Here is an 18,209-nt window from a genome sequence, read left to right as displayed (position 1 = left end):
GTTTTGGCGTATTTAACAAGCTGGGCTGCAGACATCATACTGTTCATATTGTTGGCTACAATTGTCGATTTGCTGCTGCCGCAAAACACATTTAAGACGTATGCAAAGGTGGTGTTAAGTCTATTGCTCGTTTCTATTTTGCTCTCTCCAGTGTTCCAACTCTTTAAGCTGGATGCGAACGATTTGCTTGAGAACACAGCGTTTGGCGAGTCATCCTATGAAAAAGAAATAGAACAGACAATAAAAAATAGAAAAAAAGAAATACATGCTGCGCAGTCTGCATATATTTCAGAGCAAGTGGCTGTCCAAATGAAAAGTCAAGCTGAGGAGGAGCTGAAAAATGATGGGTTTGTTGTGAAAGATTTAGATGTGGTCATTGAGGGAGCGTCCGAAGATGAACGACATATCGCTCACGTGCAGTTGCTTCTTAGCCACGATGACGATGCAATTTCTATTGAACCGGTTGTCGTCTCACTGACTGAGGCAGAGGAAAGCCAGGAGGTTTCGACAGAGGTAACAAACGGTATAGCGAAACGCTTCAGAGAGCTTTGGCAGCTTGAGCCATCCGAGCTTTCTGTAGAAATAGTGGAAAGGGATGGCGTTTCATGAAGTGGGACCTAACAAAGCTGAAAGCCATTTTTGACAAAAAAACGCCGGGCAAGCTTCCTGTTGCGTACATTGTGATTATGCTGGTGGTTGGTGTTCTCCTTCTTGTGGCTGGCTCATTAAATCGCACCTCGTCAACGTTAGAGGTTCCGGATAGCCCTGAGGAACAGGAAGTATCTCAGCAAGTGCTGTCAGACACACCTGAGGGGAATGCATTACCTGCATCTGGAAAATCAGCGGACGCAAAGTCAGTCGTGAAGGAACTTGAGGCTGCTTATGAGGATGAACTAAAAACAGCCATTCAAGAAATGATGGGTGTAGAAGATGCCACCGTCATGGTGACATTAGAATCAGCGGGTGAACGTGTTTTCGAACGAAACGAGACAAGCAGGCAGCAAACAACGAATGAAGAAGATCCGAATGGTGGTAAACGGACGATAAATGAAACGACAACAGAAGAAAATGTCGTCATTTTGCGCCAGGGAGATAAAGAAACCGCAGTGCTGAAAAAAACGGCGACCCCAGAGGTACGAGGTGTTTTGGTCGTGGCTGAGGGGGCCGACAACATACAGGTCAAAAGCTGGATCATAGAAGCCGTTACAAAATCACTTGGTGTACCGCCACACAGAGTATCTGTGTTGCCTAAAAAAAAGGAGGAACGATAAAAAATGTTACTAAAAAAACAAACGGTTTGGCTACTAACCATGCTGAGTTTGGTGATTGTCCTCTCCGTCTATTATATGACGGCACCACCACAATCAGATTATGCGCAATCATTGCCTGATGAAAATGAAACAGCTGATGCGACGCAAGGTGATGAGCAAGACGCTGAACAGCCTCCAGCTGAAGATGATGCGTCAGCTGCACCTGGAGATGAGGAGCAAGGAGTCGAGGATGGAAACACAACAATGGAGGAAGAAGTCTTTTTCTCTTCAGTGGGGTCAAACGAACAATTTACAGCTATGCGCCTTGAATTAAATGAAGCTCGCAGCAAGCAAATCGAAAGCTTCGAAGAACAGATTGCCTCGCAGGATTTAACAAGTGAGGAACGTAATGGGGCATATAATGAAATGGTTGAGCTTCAAAATCTTGAAAGCAAAGAAGCGATCATAGAAACAAGACTTCGACAAGAAGGCTTTAAAGACGCTTTAGTTCGTGTTGAAGGTTCAGATGTCAATGTCACTGTAATTTCTGAAGAACAAACAAAGCACTTAGCGAATCAAGTCATGGCTACCGTTCGAGAAGAGCTAGGGCAGAATACCTTCGCTGTTGTTGAAATGAAGCCTGCTGAGTAATTTGGGATAGTCAACTTTCATACTTTACTTTTTGAACCTGGATAAACGTGCAATGTAGTGTACGTGGAGGACCTTTTTATACAATCCGTCAAACGCTCGCAAACCACGGGGAAGCTGAGCTTTCTCGGCATGTTCAGCGAGAGAACTGAAACACGCAGGCATCATAGTGTCTGCTGTACTCAATCTAGTCTCTCTACACCTGACCGCTGTTTCCTATATGGAACGGCGGTTTTTGTATGAGGCAAAGCGAGTCCCTATGGAGTCTTTTTACCGTTTCTGTTATGATTTGCTCAAAGCTGAAAACAACGGTAATATAATACATGATAAGTGAAAAAGGAGCGTTTAAACTTGTTAAACCTTAAAGAAATCCAAGAACTGATCCATATGCTCGACCAATCAAGTGTTGATGAACTAGATTTAGAAAATGAAGGGTTCCGCCTTCAGCTTAAAAAAAGTAAAGTGTATACGTCAGAGCCTGTCGCTCTACCAGAGGTGCGAGCTTCGCAGCCGCAAGTCGTTAGAGAAGAGTCGTCAGTGGACGTAGAAGAGGAACAACCACAAACTCATTTGCAGGAAATCACATCACCGATGGTAGGGACATTTTATGCTTCACCGTCGCCTGATGCCAAAGCGTACGTTCAACCAGGAGACACTATATCTTCAGGGAAGGTTGTTTGTATTCTAGAAGCAATGAAGTTATTTAATGAAATTGAGTCAGAAGTCTCAGGAACGATCGAAAAGGTGCTCGTTGAAAATGGCCAGCTCGTTGAATATGGACAGCCACTTTTCCTCGTAAAGCCGGAGTGAGCACTATGACAAAAACGATCCATAAGTTACTCATTGCAAATCGTGGGGAAATTGCTGTTCGCATTATTCGTGCTGCCAAGGAGATGGGCATTTCGACCGTTGCTGTGCATTCTACAGCTGATCGTGACGCACTACATGTTCAACTCGCTGATGAAGCCTATTGCATTGGGCCAACAGCCTCCGCTCAAAGCTACTTGAATTTCACAAACATCATGAGCGTTGCAACACTTACTGGCGTGGATGCCATCCATCCTGGCTATGGCTTTCTCGCGGAGAATGCTGATTTTGCTGAAATCTGTAATGACTGCTCTGTGACCTTTGTTGGACCAACTGCTGAAGCCATTTCAAAAATGGGAACAAAGGATGTTGCCAGGGAAACGATGCGTGAAGCTGGTGTGCCTATTGTTCCTGGGTCAAAGGGCTTGGTTGAAGGTGAAGAGGATGCGAAACGGATTGCACAAGACATTGGTTATCCTGTCATCATTAAAGCAACAGCAGGAGGCGGTGGGAAGGGCATTCGTGTCGCCCACACAGAAGAGGAGTTAATTCAGGGCTTGCATATGACCCAAAAAGAAGCAGCTACGGCCTTCGGCAATCCTGGTGTCTACTTAGAAAAGTACATTGAGCGGTTCCGCCATGTCGAAATTCAAGTGCTTGCAGATGAACATGGAAATACCATTCACCTCGGTGAGCGCGATTGTACGATTCAGCGTCGCCTGCAAAAGCTTGTGGAAGAAACCCCTTCACCAGCCATAAGTGAAGAAACGCGACAACGTATGGGAGAGGCGGCGGTTCAGGCTGCCCAAGCTGTCGGCTACACAGGTGCAGGAACAGTTGAATTCATCTATGATGTTGATGAAGATCAATATTACTTCATGGAAATGAATACAAGAATTCAGGTGGAGCATCCGGTCACAGAAATGGTGACAGGTGTTGATTTAATTAAAGAGCAAATTCGAGTTGCAGAGGGTCATCCACTTCGTTACGAACAGGACGATATTGTGTTGAATGGCTATTCGATGGAATGTCGTATCAATGCGGAGGATCCATACAAAAACTTTATGCCTTCCCCTGGAGAAGTGAGCGTGTATTTGCCTCCAGGTGGTTTTGGAGTTCGAGTTGACTCTGCTGTGTATCCAGGATATGTGATCCCTCCATACTATGACTCAATGGTTGCAAAGCTCATTGTTCACGGAACTACAAGAAAAGAAGTCGTCGCAAGAATGCAGCGTGCTTTGAGTGAATTTGTTATTGAAGGCGTGAAGACAACAATTCCTTTTCACCTGGAATTAATGGAACATCCAGTGTTTAGAGAAGGGGTATTCACCACTACCTTTTTGCAAGAATACGATGTGCTAAAAAAGTAAGAAAGGAGAATCGTCATGTCAGACATTCAGCGTTTAGAAATGGATGCGAAAGACGAAGGCCTGGGTAAAATTGAAATTGCTCCTGAAGTCATTGAAGTGATTGCCAGCATTGCGGCGTCAGAAATGGACGGTGTGTTTTCGATGCAAGGGACATTTGCTGGAGGTGTCGCTGAGCGATTAGGTAAGCGAAACCACGGCAAGGGCGTCAAGGTTGAACTTGGAGACGAGGGCATCATTATTGATTTGTACTTGACCATGCAGTTTGGCGTCTCCATTCCTGATGTGTCTGAAAAATTACAGACACATATTAGGCAAACGCTAATGACGATGACGGCGCTCACAATCCACGAAATTAATATTCATATTGTTGGCATTCAGTTTTGAACAACACGAATGATATAGCATTTTTGACACACAGCGAAGAAGCTCCTTTGCTGTGTGTTTTTTTGTGATCAAATGAATGTAGAAAAGTTTTGCAGCTTCTAGACTGTGTCTTCCTTCCCACGTGATGTTCTGACCTGCGCTTCAAAGCACGCTCATCTCCGCATTTCTTGTCTAGCTACTGCTCGCTGAAACTGCGGGACAGAAATCCTCAAACGAGAGAAATGAAAAAACCATTTCACTGTTTGATGATCTTCTGCCCTACGTTTCAAAACGTGCTCGCTTCCGCATTTCCTGGTTGCATCGGGAGTGAAGGAGGTTTAAACTGGGGAAAGATAGTTTGTACGAGAGTAAAAAAGGGGTCGTCATGAATGAATCGCCATCAGGCTAGAGAGTTTGCGTTTAAAATACTTTTTCAAATGGATGTAAGTGATACGGAGCTAGAAGATGCTATGCAGCATGCGCTTGAGGAGGAAGAGGCGAGTGACTTTTGCTTGCAGCTTATTCAAGGCGTGTTAGAACACCAAGCGGAGATTGATGTTGTGATTACCAAACACTTGAAGAACTGGACCATTGATCGTATGGCCAATGTGGATCGAACCATTTTAAGGATTTCGCTATTCGAGCTTTTGTATGTTGAGGAGATCCCTTTTGCGGTGTCGATAAATGAGGCTGTTGAATTGGCAAAAATCTATGGAGATGATGAGGCGTCTAAGTTTGTGAATGGTCTCTTATCCAATGCGTCTAAAGAGATATAGGGGGACATTATGAACGAGAATACCCTCACGGTGACTGCCATTACGAAATATATTAAGAAAAAATTTGATGTGGATAGGAATTTGCAGGACATTTGGTTTAGAGGTGAACTCTCTAACGTAAAGCTGCATTCACGAGGTCATCTGTATTGCACGATCAAGGACGACACTGCTCGCATTCAAGCAGTAATGTTTCAAACCGACAGGATGAAACTGTCGTTTGAACCTGAAAACGGTATGAAGGTGCTCGTAAGGGGAAGTATTTCTGTTTATCAACCCTATGGCCAATATCAAACAACGGTGACGGAGCTCCAGCCAGATGGTGTTGGAGCCCTTCATCTTGCCTTTGAGCAATTAAAGGAAAAGCTTACGCAAGAAGGTTTATTTGCTCAAGATAGGAAAAAACAGCTGCCTCTATTTCCAAGCACAATCGGAGTTGTGACTTCGCCAACAGGAGCGGCTATTCGTGATGTGTTGATTACATTGAAACGTCGATTTCCATCTGCTCAGGTGCTCATTTATCCCGTATTGGTGCAAGGAAAAAATGCCGCTGGGTCAATTGTACAAGCATTAAAGGTCGCACAAAGACAAGCGCAAGCGGACGTGCTCATCGTAGGTCGAGGTGGGGGCTCCATAGAAGAGTTATGGGCCTTTAATGAGGAAGAAGTTGCGCGAACGATTGCGAATTGTTCCATCCCTGTTATTTCTGCTGTAGGCCATGAAACGGATACTACGATTGCTGATTTTGTTGCTGATGTTCGTGCAGCGACGCCAACAGGAGCGGCAGAACTCGCAGTGCCTGATATGCGCGAATGGAAGCAACGAACGAATGATCTTCACCTCCGCTTGCAGCGGGCTACGAAACAAAAGATTCAGAAGCAATCAGAGCGTCTTCAACGCTTGCAATCCTCTTACGCATTTAAATATCCACGCCAATTAGTGAACCAAAAACAACAGGAGCTTGATCGCGCCTTTGACGATCTTCTCCAAATAATGAAACAAGGAATTCATCGGAATAGGATGTCACAGCAACAACTTGCTGCCCGCTTAACGAGACAATCCCCACAAAAGATGCTCTCACGTGCACAAGAGCAACAAGGCAAGCTGTCCGAACGCTTGCATAAGTCGTTACAATCGCTTTTAAAAGACCGTCAAGCAACGATACAGGAAAAGTCACGTCAATTGGATGCATTGAGTCCTCTAAAGGTCATGAGTCGAGGATACAGTGTCGTTTACAACAATGGTCACGTCGTTACATCGGTGGACCATGTTCATCTAGACGATGAGCTAGATCTTCGTGTAAATGGTGGTCATATCTCTACGAAGGTTACATCTATTGCCAAGGAGGACACAAGGGATGGACAAGAATGACAAAACGTTTGAAGTAGCGATGAAGGAGCTAGAGCAAATCGTTGAAAAGTTAGAAGAAGGCGATGTGCCTCTGGAAAAAGCGATTGCTTTTTTTCAAGAAGGAGTCCAATTAACCAAACTATGTCATGACAAGCTTCAAACCGTGGAAGGTCAAATGGATCAGATTCTAACAGAACAAGGAACATTCGCCCCATTCTCCTTGCGTGAGGAAGAGGAAAGCGATGAATAATGACTTACACACGTATTTAAAAGACAATAAAAAGTTCATTGACCAGGCCCTTCTTAACTACCTAGACCAAAAAGGTCCCGCCTCGCTTTTATCTGCAATGACCTATTCCATTAAAGCAGGAGGCAAGCGTCTACGTCCCATTCTAATGATCGCTACTGCGGAGGCGTTAGGGAGTTCTAGAGAAGTGTGTGTGCCCGTTGCATGTGCGTTGGAAATGATTCATACGTATTCACTCATTCACGATGATCTGCCCTCAATGGATAATGATGATTTCCGTAGAGGTCAGCCAACAAATCATAAAGTGTATGGCGAAGGTATGGCCATTTTGTCAGGGGACGCTCTTTTAACTCATGCGTTTTATGTACTCGGAGAAGGCAAACGTTTTTTGGACGCAGAGACGGTACTTCGCCTGTACCAAATGCTCGCTGAAGCAGCTGGGCCAACTGGCATGGTAGGCGGACAGGTCCTTGATTTGGAAGCAGAGGAGCAACAAACGCCTCTAGACTCATTAGAAAACATTCATCGTAATAAGACAGGCGCTTTGCTTCGTTTTTCAATTATTGCTGGTGCCATCATCGGGAATGCATCTGAAGAAGAATTATCGACTTTACATACGTTTGCCGCTCATTTAGGACTAGCGTTTCAAATTAAGGACGACATTTTGGATGTCGAAGGCGATGTAGACGTTATCGGAAAACCTATTGGCAGTGATGAGGTAAATCATAAAAGTACGTTTCCTAGCTTGTTAACTCTAGACGGGGCGAAACAACGATTGAGTCAGGAAGTCGAGATGGCTGAACAAGCCCTTACAAGACTGCATCTTTCGGAGAGCTCTATGCTACGTGCAATCACACATTATATGGTGCAGCGCGTATCCTAATCGCGTTCATTGAGATGGGTGGAAAACTGTGCTATGATACAATCACTAATGACTATGCAGATTTCAAGCACTTTAAAGCGCACCGTTAAAAAGATGAAACACAACCAATGCCGTTTCCACTCTGTGTGAACGGCTATTTTTAAAAATGATAAACGTGTAATGATCTTGTGGCAATCGGTTTGCTACAGGAAAAACGCATTGAAAGCGAGTGGTCACCATGGACCTTGGGAAGATTCAACATCCCGGATTTTTAAAAGACATGCAGCACGGTGATCTTGAAAAGTTAGCAGCTGATATACGCCATTTTCTAATCACAAATATCGCCAAAACAGGTGGGCATATTGGACCTAACCTTGGTGTTGTGGAATTAACACTTATGCTTCATAAAACCTTCTCTTCTCCTGAAGATAAATTTCTTTGGGATGTTGGGCATCAGGCATATGTGCATAAGATTTTGACAGGTCGTGCAAATCAATTTGGTACGTTAAGACAATACAAAGGATTATGCGGTTTTCCAAAACGAAGCGAAAGTGAGCACGATGTTTGGGAAACAGGGCATAGCTCAACTTCTTTATCCGGCGCAATGGGAATGGCAGCAGCACGAGACATAAAAAACGCCAACTACCATATTGTTCCAATCATCGGTGATGGGGCACTCACAGGCGGAATGGCGCTTGAAGCGTTGAATCACATTGGGCATGAAAAACGAAAAATGATTGTTGTTCTCAACGACAATGAAATGTCAATTGCCCCTAATGTTGGCGCGATGCACAATATGCTTGGACGTTTACGTACAGCAGGAAAATACAAGTGGGCAAAAGAAGAGCTCGAGTATTTACTGAAAAAAATTCCGGTCATGGGTGGAAAACTTGCTTCAACAGCAGAGCGCGTGAAAGATAGCTTAAAATATTTAATGGTCTCTGGAATGTTTTTTGAGGAAATGGGCTTTACGTACTTAGGCCCTTTAGACGGACATTCGTTTGAGGAATTAGAGGATCATTTGCAATATGCTAAAAAAATTGACGGACCTGTATTACTTCATGTCGTAACGAAAAAAGGTAAAGGGTATACGCCAGCTGAGTCTGATAGCATTGGGACGTGGCATGGAACGGGTCCGTATAAAATTGATTCTGGTGAATTTGTCAAGCCAGTGAATGGACCGCCTGCCTGGAGCAAAGTCGTTAGCGATGAGATTATTAAAGGGGCAGAAAAGGACAAAAGAGTCGCTGTGATTACACCTGCGATGCCTGTAGGATCTAAGCTCGAAACGTTCGCAGACTTGTATCCAGAGCGTTTTTTTGATGTCGGAATTGCTGAGCAGCATGCCACGACAATGGCAGCAGGAATGGCAGCAGACGGCATGAAACCTGTGCTATCGATCTATTCGACGTTTTTGCAAAGAGCATATGATCAACTCGTTCATGACGTCGCAAGACAAAACTTAAATGTATTCCTAACCATCGACCGATGTGGTCTTGTCGGCGCTGACGGTGAGACGCATCAAGGTGTGTTTGACGTCAGTTTCTTACGACATTTGCCAAACATGGTCGTCATGATGCCGAAGGACGAAAATGAAGGCCAAGCCATGGTGAAAACGGGACTTGCTTATGAAGATGGGCCAATTGCTATGCGCTTTCCAAGAGGAAATGCAGCAGCAGCTCCAACAGAAGACGAAAAAGATATCATTCCGATTGGCTCTTGGGAAGAGCTGACTGAAGGCAATGACGTGGCTGTTCTTGCTGTTGGTACAATGATCCAGCCTGCCTTAGAAGCGGCAGCCACGCTTCGTGCTGAAAACATTTCAGTAAAGGTGATTAATGCTCGATTTATTAAACCGCTTGACGAAGCAATGCTGCATAAGCTTTGCCAACAAGGGACCCCATTGCTCACAGTTGAGGAAACGGTTCTTCAAGGAGGTTTTGGATCAGCAGTCCTTGAGTTTATGGAGGAGCATGAGCACCGTGACATTGCCATCAAACGAATGGGTGTGCCGGATCGCTTTATAGAGCACGGTAGCCCAAAAGAGCTTCTTAAGGAAATCGGCTTAACGTCTACAAATATCGCTGCACAAATTCGTGATTTATGTAAAAGTGAGCATCAAAATCACCAGCAAAGGGCCTAAGCATAATGAAAGAGAAAACAGAGCGCGTGGACGTTCTTTTAGTTCAGCAACAATTGATTGACACAAGAGAGAAAGCAAAACGTTCTATTATGGCAGGCCTAGTTTTCGCAGGAAGTGAGCGCATTGATAAGCCAGGGACAAAACTGCCAATTAACACAAGCTTAAGAGTTAAAGGGAAAGAGCATCCATATGTTGGGCGTGGTGGCCTGAAGCTTGAAAAAGCGATCTCCCATTTTTCACTCGATTTAACTGGAAAGATTATGGTGGACATTGGCGCTTCTACCGGTGGATTTACAGATTGCGCCCTTCAAAATGGGGCCACCTTAGTTTATGCTGTGGACGTCGGGACAAATCAGCTTGCCTGGTCCCTACGGTCAAACGCTCAAGTCGTGGTGATGGAAAAAACCAATTTCCGATACGCCACAAAGGACATGTTTGATCGTGGGCAACCAACTGTTGCCTCCATTGATGTTTCTTTTATCTCTTTGGGACAAATGTTTCCACCTTTGAAAGAGATTGTAGCGGAAAATGCGGATATCATTGCACTTATAAAGCCGCAATTTGAAGCAGGACGTGAACTTGTAGGCAAGAAGGGGATCGTTAAGGACAAGAGCGTTCACCTGCAAGTGATTGTCGACGTGATCGCCAAAGCTGAAGAAAAAGGATTTAATTGCGAGCAGCTCACGTATTCTCCGATCACTGGAGGCGATGGGAATATTGAATTCCTCGCTCATTTTAAGGCAGGACCTGCTTCTTCAAGTGTGACAAAAGAGGCAGCGCAAGAGGCTGTAAACCTCGCTCATGAGGCACTTCGAAAAGCAAGTGACTAAGTTAGAGACGTCATTGAAAAGGTGGTGAATGACTGTACTTTTTCTGATTGGCGGAAAAGCTACAGTTGTGTAAAGTGAGCAAAGCTCAACGATTAATTAAAATTAGAGAACTGATCGCTCAACATGATATTGAAACACAGGAAGAGCTCGTTGACCGACTCCGAGACGCCGATTTTACTGTCACACAAGCGACGATCTCAAGAGACATTAAAGAGCTCCATCTAGTCAAAGTATCTACAGAAGAAGGCGTATACAAATACAGCTTGCCTGCTGACCATCGATTTAATCCACTTGAGAAGCTGAAGCGTTATTTAATGGATTCTTTCGTAAAGATAGATGCGGCAGGGAACCTTCTCGTTATAAAGCTTTTGCCTGGGAATGCTCAATCGATAGGGGCCATTATTGACCATTTGGATTGGGAAGAGATTGTTGGCTGCATATGTGGAGACGATACGTGCTTAATCATCTGTAGAACGCCAGAAAACGCTGTTGAGCTGAGGGAAAAAATCATTCACATGCTGTAGCTTTGGCTTGTGATGTGATTTTCCCTGGAACAGCGTTGTTTGTATGCTGATGACTAGGACTAGAGTAGAAAGGACGGCGAAGCTATGCTCTCCGAACTTCGAATCAAGAATTTTGCAATCATTGAGGACTTGTCTTTGTCCTTTGATGAGGGGTTGTCCGTACTAACGGGTGAAACAGGAGCAGGAAAATCCATCATCATTGATGCGATTTATTTGCTCATGGGATCAAGAGGATCCAATGAGTTTGTCCGTCATGGCAGCGAGCGTGCTGAAATTGATGGTCTTTTTAATTTCGAAGATAAGTCGTCTGTACATAAGAAACTGCAAAGCATGGGTATTGACACGGAAGATGGCATGGTTGTCCTTTCACGATCGATTTCACGAAAAGGAAAAAATGTATGCCGGCTGAATCACAAGCTTGTGACATTGGGAATGCTCCGAGAGGTAGGTCAGCATTTCATTGATATCCATGGACAACATGAAAATCAGGACCTTATGAAATCTGAAAGACATCTCCCTCTGTTAGATCTTTATGCAGGGAAGAAGCTTGCTCAGCCTCTAAACGAGTACCAACGTCTGTTTAAAGCGTTTAAGCAGCTTCAGCATAGATACGCATCACTTACGAACAATGAACAAGAAGCTGCACAACGAATTGATCTTCTTCGTTTTCAGTTAAATGATATCCAGTCCGCACAACTTGAGCTTGGCGAAGGGGAAACGCTCCAAGCTGAGAAGCAACAGCTTGGCAATTATGAAAAGCTATATGATGCTCTCCACCTGTCGTACAATGCCCTTTATGGAGACCAAAAAGGCCTTGATTGGGTGGGGATGGCGATGAATCAAATGGAAACGATCGCACCGTTAGAGGACTCTTATACAAAACTGCACCAAACATTGGCTGAAAGTTTTTATGCAATAGAAGAAGCTTCTTTTACAATGCGTCAGTTTGCCGACCAGCTTGAGCATGACCCAGACCGTTTGGATCACATCGAACGAAGATTACAGGAAATTGCCGGTTTAAAGCGTAAGTATGGGTCAAATGAAGAAGAGATTTTGAAGTACGCCTCTTCGTTGGAAGAAGAGCTTGATACACTCGAGCACCGAGATGATCATATTGCAAAAACGAAAAATGAGCTTGAAGAGGTAAAAAAGGACCTTCTTCTTGAGGCAGCTCAGTTAACGGAAATCCGCCAGCGTGAAGCAAAGCTACTTGAAAAAGCGATTCACAACGAACTGAGAGCTGTGTATATGGACAAGACAAAATTTAACATTCAGTGGTCGTCCACAGACAATCCAACAGAACATGGCGTGGATCATGTCGAGTTTTTTATAAGTACCAACCCTGGTGAACCGCTAAAACCACTTGCAAAAGTCGCTTCTGGAGGTGAGCTTTCGCGGATGATGCTGGCGATCAAGAGCATCTTTTCAACTCATCAGCAAAAAACAGCGATCGTATTTGATGAAGTGGACACTGGTGTAAGTGGCCGGGTAGCGCAGGCGATGGCAGAGAAAATTTACTCCCTATCCACGCATTCTCAAGTGTTATGTATTTCACACTTACCTCAAGTAGCAGCCATGGCCGATCACCATTTATCAATCGTCAAAACGTCATCGAAAGGCAGAACATCGACATCCGTTGAAAAACTAAAAATGGAAGACGTACAAAATGAAATTGCTCGAATGATTGCGGGAACTGAGGTCACAGAGCTTACGAAAAAACATGCAACAGAACTGATTGACCTTGCAATGACGTACAAAAAAAATGCGTGAGAAAGCTATCCATGATTGGATGGCTTTTTTCTTTGCAGACGGTTATAAAACAAATTCCGAAAGGCAACATTAAAGAATGTAAACACCACGTGCAGGCGGACAACGAGGAGAGTGATTATGAAAAAAACAACAAATGTACGAAAGGCAATAGGTGTTCTTCTCCTTGTTTTATTTATCGGAGTTACAATGAGCCCGTCTTTTTCGTCTTATCTTCAAATGCCTTCAGCTATGGCATTGTTTCACAATCAAGCATCATTAAAGCTCCCGGTTCCTAACGGAGTAGATGTCTCTGGTACCAATCGCTTGGAAACAGATATGAACCAAGCTGAAAATACAGTAGAAGTTACACCGGTAACCGCAGGACTAGCGACATTACAGTATCGTCTATCAGGATTTCCAATTAAGCAGTCAGACATTCGTGTTTTAAAGGATATTCGTCTCATTCCCGGTGGTCAATCAATAGGTGTTCGTTTAAATTCTGGTGGCGTATTGGTCGTGGGGTATCATGATGTCTCAACATCTTCAGGCGCTTTGTCCCCAGGTCGCTCATCAGGTTTACAAGCAGGGGATATGATTCTTTCAATCAACAATACACCTGTACAAAAAATGAAAAATGTAGGTGAGCTTGTCACAAAAGCAGGACAGGACGGGGCACCAATGCTGCTTGAGGTAAAACGAAAGGAAACGATTTTTCAAGCACAGCTGACGCCTGCCTTTGATCAGAACGATCAAAAGTATCGCATCGGGCTGTATATTAAAGAAGCAGCTGCCGGTATTGGAACAATGACATTTTATGATCCTGAATCGAAAGCGTTTGGTTCGTTAGGGCATGTCATTGCTGATTCTACAAATCATGAACCAGTTGCCGTCTATAATGGAGAGCTTTTGCCATCACAGGTCACGTCCATCGCCAGAGGTGGACAAGGCACGCCTGGTGAAAAAATTGCCTCCTTCACAAACGATAAAGAGCCCATTGGTAGCGTCAGCAAAAATACGCCATTTGGTGTATTTGGAACAATGAACAAACCATTCGTAAACGGAATTTATCAACAACCATTGCCGATTACTGTGTCTTCTCAGGTGAAGAAAGGGCCAGCAAAAATGCTAACCGTTGTTGATGGACAAAAGGTGGAAGCCTTTGATATTGAAATTGTCAACTCTATCCCACAGAAATTCCCTGCGACAAAGGGAATGGTTGTCAAAGTAACGGATCCAGACTTGTTACAACGAACAGGTGGAATTGTCCAAGGGATGAGCGGCAGTCCTATTATTCAAGATGGCAAATTGATTGGTGCAATAACTCATGTCTTCGTAAACGATCCGACGAGCGGCTATGGCATTCACATTGAATGGATGTTAAAAGAAGCTGGAATCGAGCTCATGCAAGAAGACAGCTATAATAAAGCCAGTTAAAAACAAATGTAAACGGATGGAAGCTTATGCTTCCATCCGTTTTAATGATTAAGCAGCAAGAAAACTGTCGATTGGGTTCGTATTTTTTGCGTTTTTCGTCGAAACAAAAAGAATTATCACTATTAATTTATAAATTTTCGCTTTTTTTAAATAAAGAAAGGTTTTAAAGGCATGCTGTCGAAATCATGTCATAGTCATTATTCGAGCATATAAGATATAATGAACGTTAGAGGAGGAAGTTTTATGCAAACGATCAAAGTGGGTTTGGCAGATGACAATCGGGAACTTATCGGTTTATTAGAGGATTATATATCCACTCAACCTGATATGGAAGTAGTTGGTGTCTCCTTTAATGGACAGGAATGTCTAGAAATGGTGGAGAAGAATCGACCAGATGTTGTCGTGCTTGATATTATCATGCCTCATTTAGACGGTTTGGCGGTGTTAGAAAACTTACGTGAACGCAACCTTGAAAAAATGCCAAATGTCATTATGTTAACGGCATTTGGACAAGAAGATGTGACAACAAAAGCAGCTGAATTTGGAGCGTCCTATTTCATTCTCAAGCCATTTGACATGGAGCATCTAACAAACAAGATCCGTCAAGTTTCAGGCAAGCAAACGTCAACGGTTAAACGCTCCAGCGTAATTAGTAAAGCAGGAGAATCGAAGCCTAAGAACCTTGAAGCCAATATTACGTCAATCATCCATGAAATTGGTGTGCCTGCTCATATTAAGGGATATATGTATTTGAGAGAAGCGATATCGATGGTCTATAATGATATAGAGCTGTTAGGCTCAATCACAAAAGTGCTTTATCCGGACATTGCCAAAAAATATAAAACAACAGCAAGTCGCGTTGAACGTGCGATTCGGCATGCCATTGAAGTTGCGTGGAGTAGAGGAAATGTGGACTCCATCTCAAATTTATTTAGCTATACAGTCTCCATGACAAAAGCAAAGCCGACCAACTCCGAATTTATTGCCATGGTAGCCGATAAATTACGTTTGGAGCATAAAGCATCGTAGAAATTCGTGGTAAACTAGTGCCCTTTTCACTACTTTCGTTGGTTATGGTCGAAATTGAACCAACAAGGTCTATCTCATTTCATTCGTTCTTTATAAAAACCAAAAGCAACGATTATTGAGGCTCCAGTAGTAATGAAAACACGACGAGGTGCACGGGAATAACGACCGCTCCGTCAACATACTTCGCTTTCTGTGGGGCACGGCTTCAGCTTCCTCGAAAAAGCAGGCTTTTTCGAGGGGATCTTCAGCTCGCGCTGACCCCACTAGAGTCTACGTATGTTGCCTACGCTAATGTTTGTTTCTGCGTACATTGTTTTCATGTGGCTCGGTCTCGTATAGAGGGTAAAAAGCCGTGTTGCAACCAAATAAGGCAAGTAAGTGCAATGTTTTAAGGTAGATCACCTGGTGCCTTTTACACGAAATTCGTTTGGTAAAGGAATGAAGTAAAACCGTAAAAGGTCGGTCTCATTTGATTCGCCCTTTATCATAGACTCCTGCGACAAAGAAAACACGATGAGGTCCTTTCGAGTTGAAGATGCGCTAGGGGGAACGGGAATGACGATCGCTCCGTCAACATACTTCGCTTTCTGTGGGGCACGGCTTCAGCTTCCTGGGAATCTTGCTTTCCGAGGGGATCTTCAGCTCGTGCTGATCCCACTAGAGTCTACGCATGTTGACTACGCTAATGTTTGTTTCTGCGTACATTGTTTTCATGTGGCTCGGTCTCGTATAGAGGGTAAAAAGCCGTGTGGCAACCAACAGGCAAGTAAATGCATTGTTTCAAGGTAGATCAAACGGTGCCTTTTACACGAATGTCGTTTGGTAAAGGAATGAAGTGAACCCATAAAAGGTCGGTCATTTGATTCGCCCTTTATCATAACCAAAACGACGAATAGCGAGACTCCACGACTAAGAAGTCATGACGAGGTCTTTTCGAGTCGATGATGCACTTGTGCCCTTTCAGGAAGAGAACACGCACAGCTTTTTTTCTAAATAGAATAAGATCTACATTACCTGATGGGGCACTAGCATGGAATAGCTAAAGGCACGAAGAAAGCGATCGTCGTTTGTCATGCGCCACAGTCAGGCGGAATGAAAACGCTTGTCTTATCTAAGCGCAAAGCTTATGGAGGCGCGGAGTTGCCACAGGGGCAATGAGTACCGGACAAAGCAAGCAACGAAGAAAGCGAGCGTTTGTCATGCGCCGCAGTCAGGCGGAATGAAAACGCTTGTCTTTCGAGGCGTGAAGTCTTGGGAGGAGCGGAGTTGCCATAAGGGCAATGAGCACCGGACAAAGCAAAGCAACGAAGAAAGCGAGCGTTTGTCATCCGCCTGGAGAAAAAGGGAGCCAACCTTCCTTTAGCTACCCACCATTTTGGTAGCGTTTTCAGTGAGACATATTATACGAACACGGGGGTTTAAAAATGAAAGAAAAATTAGCTGCACAGTTGTATACGGTTCGAGAGGAAATGAAAAAAGACTTTTCAGGCACGTTTCGCGCGTTAAAAAAGATGGGGTGGTCAGCAGTCCAGCTTTCTGCACTGCCTGCAGAATTGACGCCGCAAGACGTTCACCAGACGTTGAAAGAAAATCAATTCAAGGTCGCAGGAATGCATGTTTCCCTTGATCGCCTGGTCAATGATTTGCCAAATGTGCTTCAAGAGGCAGACCTCTATGAAACAAAAGATATTGTTTGTCCTTACCTTGGACAAGAATACCAAAATGCAAAAGGCTACCAGCAAGTGCGTGCGATGTTAAATAGCATTGCAAGAGAGGCAAGTGGTTATCGGATTAGTTACCATAATCATGATTTTGAATTTAAAACTGAAATTGATGGCAAAAATGGGCTTGAATATTTATTGGATCCTGTCCCTGGAAACGATGTGCTTGCTGAGATTGATGTGTACTGGGTTAAAAAAGCGGGCTATGACCCATTAGCCTTTATTGCACCTTACGCGCAGAGAATGCCAATTATTCATTTGAAGGACATGACAGATGACAGCCGAGAGGCCTTCGCAGAAATTAATACAGGAAAAATTGATTTCTTGCCAATTTTGCGATGGGGTGAAGACAATGGCGTGGAATGGTACGCTGTTGAACAGGACCAATGTGACGTTTCTGGCTTACATTCATTAAGCATTAGTTTTGAGCAGCTTCACAAGCTAATCGAATCAAAAGTGGTCTAAATGACTGTATGTTCATTGCCCCCCTATAAAAAAGGGGGGTTTTTAAGTTGACTCCAATGATAAAGCTTTTGAAAATCTCCATAAGTGCACAAGTGCAACATCGACTCGAGAAGACCTCGTCGTGTTTTCTTTGCCGAAAGAGTCTTGCTAGTGACAGTGACCACTGGTGTTTAAATGTTTACTTATTGCATTATCTGAATCGCTTGTTCCATAACAGATTTGATTTGTGAATACATTCAATTGCTAGGATAGGCAGACTTAAAGGATTAACGAAGCCATTCATCGTTGCGAAATGTTAGAATGTTGCTCAATTCAATACCGACTTTTGGGTAAGAGCCAGAATTTGAAAAAATAGCAAAATTTACTGCTACATCGATCCTGCGAAGGAGATGATTTTCGGCCACCTGATAATCTATTCTGCATGAAATGATGCTCTTACTTGTCTTGTTTCCAAAAGCAACACAGCTTTACTCACTTCTCCATTTTCTCCGTTATACGAGACCAATAAAATAAAGCCAATTTACACAGAAACAAACATCAGCGTAGTCAAAATACGCAGACTCCTGCGGGAACAGCGCGAGCTGAAGATCTCCTCGGAAAGCAAGATTCCGAGGAAGCTGAAGCCGTGCCCGCGGAAAGCGAAG

At 43.8% G+C, this 18,209-nt stretch carries 17 protein-coding genes; all 17 read left to right on the top strand.

Annotated features, from left to right (window positions below; all coding sequences use genetic code 11):
* Positions 1-3 precede the first annotated feature (3 nt).
* Complete coding sequence (gene spoIIIAF, locus EV213_RS05575) at positions 4-609, top strand: stage III sporulation protein AF (RefSeq protein WP_133579509.1); 606 nt, start codon at positions 4-6, stop codon at positions 607-609.
* Positions 606-1,271 carry a stage III sporulation protein AG gene (gene spoIIIAG, locus EV213_RS05570; RefSeq protein ID WP_133579508.1) on the top strand — a complete coding sequence of 222 codons (666 nt, stop codon included), beginning with the start codon at positions 606-608 and terminating at the stop codon, positions 1,269-1,271. Before spoIIIAF ends, spoIIIAG begins: the two co-directional genes overlap by 4 nt.
* Before the next feature lie 3 nt (positions 1,272-1,274).
* Positions 1,275-1,901 (top strand): SpoIIIAH-like family protein, encoded by a 627-nt coding sequence (locus EV213_RS05565; protein WP_133579507.1) that lies wholly within the window; start codon positions 1,275-1,277, stop codon positions 1,899-1,901.
* A gap of 348 nt (positions 1,902-2,249) precedes the next feature.
* Positions 2,250-2,708 carry an acetyl-CoA carboxylase biotin carboxyl carrier protein gene (accB, locus tag EV213_RS05560; RefSeq protein WP_133579506.1) on the top strand — a complete coding sequence of 153 codons (459 nt, stop codon included), beginning with the start codon at positions 2,250-2,252 and terminating at the stop codon, positions 2,706-2,708.
* Between the two features lie 5 nt (positions 2,709-2,713).
* Entirely contained in the window at positions 2,714-4,075 is a 1,362-nt protein-coding gene (gene accC / locus EV213_RS05555; protein ID WP_133579505.1) for an acetyl-CoA carboxylase biotin carboxylase subunit, read from the top strand.
* 15 nt (positions 4,076-4,090) lie between these two features.
* On the top strand, positions 4,091-4,459 hold the full coding sequence (locus EV213_RS05550) for an Asp23/Gls24 family envelope stress response protein (RefSeq protein WP_133579504.1): 369 nt from the start codon (positions 4,091-4,093) through the stop codon (positions 4,457-4,459).
* A 368-nt stretch (positions 4,460-4,827) separates the two neighbouring features.
* A complete protein-coding gene (nusB, locus tag EV213_RS05545) occupies positions 4,828-5,214 on the top strand; it encodes a transcription antitermination factor NusB (protein ID WP_133579503.1) in 387 nt (128 codons plus the stop codon).
* Positions 5,215-5,223: 9 nt separating this feature from the next.
* Positions 5,224-6,582 carry an exodeoxyribonuclease VII large subunit gene (xseA, locus tag EV213_RS05540; protein ID WP_133579502.1) on the top strand — a complete coding sequence of 453 codons (1,359 nt, stop codon included), beginning with the start codon at positions 5,224-5,226 and terminating at the stop codon, positions 6,580-6,582.
* A complete protein-coding gene (locus EV213_RS05535) occupies positions 6,569-6,811 on the top strand; it encodes an exodeoxyribonuclease VII small subunit (protein ID WP_133579501.1) in 243 nt (80 codons plus the stop codon). Before xseA ends, EV213_RS05535 begins: the two co-directional genes overlap by 14 nt.
* The gene (locus EV213_RS05530; RefSeq protein ID WP_133579500.1) at positions 6,804-7,691 is read left to right on the top strand and encodes a polyprenyl synthetase family protein; all 888 of its coding nucleotides are present in this window, start codon (positions 6,804-6,806) and stop codon (positions 7,689-7,691) included. Before EV213_RS05535 ends, EV213_RS05530 begins: the two co-directional genes overlap by 8 nt.
* Before the next feature lie 217 nt (positions 7,692-7,908).
* Complete coding sequence (gene dxs / locus EV213_RS05525) at positions 7,909-9,813, top strand: 1-deoxy-D-xylulose-5-phosphate synthase (RefSeq protein ID WP_133579499.1); 1,905 nt, start codon at positions 7,909-7,911, stop codon at positions 9,811-9,813.
* A 5-nt stretch (positions 9,814-9,818) separates the two neighbouring features.
* Entirely contained in the window at positions 9,819-10,643 is an 825-nt protein-coding gene (locus EV213_RS05520; RefSeq protein ID WP_133579498.1) for a TlyA family RNA methyltransferase, read from the top strand.
* A 74-nt stretch (positions 10,644-10,717) separates the two neighbouring features.
* Positions 10,718-11,167 carry a transcriptional regulator AhrC/ArgR gene (gene ahrC / locus EV213_RS05515; RefSeq protein WP_133579497.1) on the top strand — a complete coding sequence of 150 codons (450 nt, stop codon included), beginning with the start codon at positions 10,718-10,720 and terminating at the stop codon, positions 11,165-11,167.
* 84 nt (positions 11,168-11,251) lie between these two features.
* Positions 11,252-12,937 (top strand): DNA repair protein RecN, encoded by a 1,686-nt coding sequence (gene recN, locus EV213_RS05510; RefSeq protein ID WP_133579496.1) that lies wholly within the window; start codon positions 11,252-11,254, stop codon positions 12,935-12,937.
* Between the two features lie 117 nt (positions 12,938-13,054).
* On the top strand, positions 13,055-14,350 hold the full coding sequence (spoIVB, locus tag EV213_RS05505) for a SpoIVB peptidase (RefSeq protein WP_133579495.1): 1,296 nt from the start codon (positions 13,055-13,057) through the stop codon (positions 14,348-14,350).
* Positions 14,351-14,593: 243 nt separating this feature from the next.
* Positions 14,594-15,379 carry a sporulation transcription factor Spo0A gene (gene spo0A, locus EV213_RS05500; protein WP_133579494.1) on the top strand — a complete coding sequence of 262 codons (786 nt, stop codon included), beginning with the start codon at positions 14,594-14,596 and terminating at the stop codon, positions 15,377-15,379.
* Positions 15,380-16,803: 1,424 nt separating this feature from the next.
* A complete protein-coding gene (locus tag EV213_RS05495) occupies positions 16,804-17,565 on the top strand; it encodes a sugar phosphate isomerase/epimerase family protein (protein WP_133579493.1) in 762 nt (253 codons plus the stop codon).
* The last annotated feature ends 644 nt before the right edge of the window (positions 17,566-18,209 follow it).

The sequence above is a fragment of the Aureibacillus halotolerans genome (assembly GCF_004363045.1).
GTDB classification, from domain to species: domain Bacteria; phylum Bacillota; class Bacilli; order Bacillales; family DSM-28697; genus Aureibacillus; species Aureibacillus halotolerans.
Note: the sequence above shows the minus strand (reverse complement) of the source record. Positions and strands in the feature narration are given on the sequence as shown.

What these genes read in the sequence shown, in the direction of transcription:
- spoIIIAG (WP_133579508.1), top strand. Translation starts at nt 606, where the DNA reads ATGAAGTGGGACCTAACAAAGCTGAAAGCCATTTTTGACAAAAAAACG.
- EV213_RS05565 (WP_133579507.1), top strand. Translation starts at nt 1,275, where the DNA reads ATGTTACTAAAAAAACAAACGGTTTGGCTACTAACCATGCTGAGTTTG.
- accC (WP_133579505.1), top strand. Translation starts at nt 2,714, where the DNA reads ATGACAAAAACGATCCATAAGTTACTCATTGCAAATCGTGGGGAAATT.
- EV213_RS05550 (WP_133579504.1), top strand. Translation starts at nt 4,091, where the DNA reads ATGTCAGACATTCAGCGTTTAGAAATGGATGCGAAAGACGAAGGCCTG.
- nusB (WP_133579503.1), top strand. Translation starts at nt 4,828, where the DNA reads ATGAATCGCCATCAGGCTAGAGAGTTTGCGTTTAAAATACTTTTTCAA.
- xseA (WP_133579502.1), top strand. Translation starts at nt 5,224, where the DNA reads ATGAACGAGAATACCCTCACGGTGACTGCCATTACGAAATATATTAAG.
- EV213_RS05535 (WP_133579501.1), top strand. Translation starts at nt 6,569, where the DNA reads ATGGACAAGAATGACAAAACGTTTGAAGTAGCGATGAAGGAGCTAGAG.
- EV213_RS05530 (WP_133579500.1), top strand. Translation starts at nt 6,804, where the DNA reads ATGAATAATGACTTACACACGTATTTAAAAGACAATAAAAAGTTCATT.
- dxs (WP_133579499.1), top strand. Translation starts at nt 7,909, where the DNA reads ATGGACCTTGGGAAGATTCAACATCCCGGATTTTTAAAAGACATGCAG.
- EV213_RS05520 (WP_133579498.1), top strand. Translation starts at nt 9,819, where the DNA reads ATGAAAGAGAAAACAGAGCGCGTGGACGTTCTTTTAGTTCAGCAACAA.
- recN (WP_133579496.1), top strand. Translation starts at nt 11,252, where the DNA reads ATGCTCTCCGAACTTCGAATCAAGAATTTTGCAATCATTGAGGACTTG.
- spoIVB (WP_133579495.1), top strand. Translation starts at nt 13,055, where the DNA reads ATGAAAAAAACAACAAATGTACGAAAGGCAATAGGTGTTCTTCTCCTT.
- spo0A (WP_133579494.1), top strand. Translation starts at nt 14,594, where the DNA reads ATGCAAACGATCAAAGTGGGTTTGGCAGATGACAATCGGGAACTTATC.
- EV213_RS05495 (WP_133579493.1), top strand. Translation starts at nt 16,804, where the DNA reads ATGAAAGAAAAATTAGCTGCACAGTTGTATACGGTTCGAGAGGAAATG.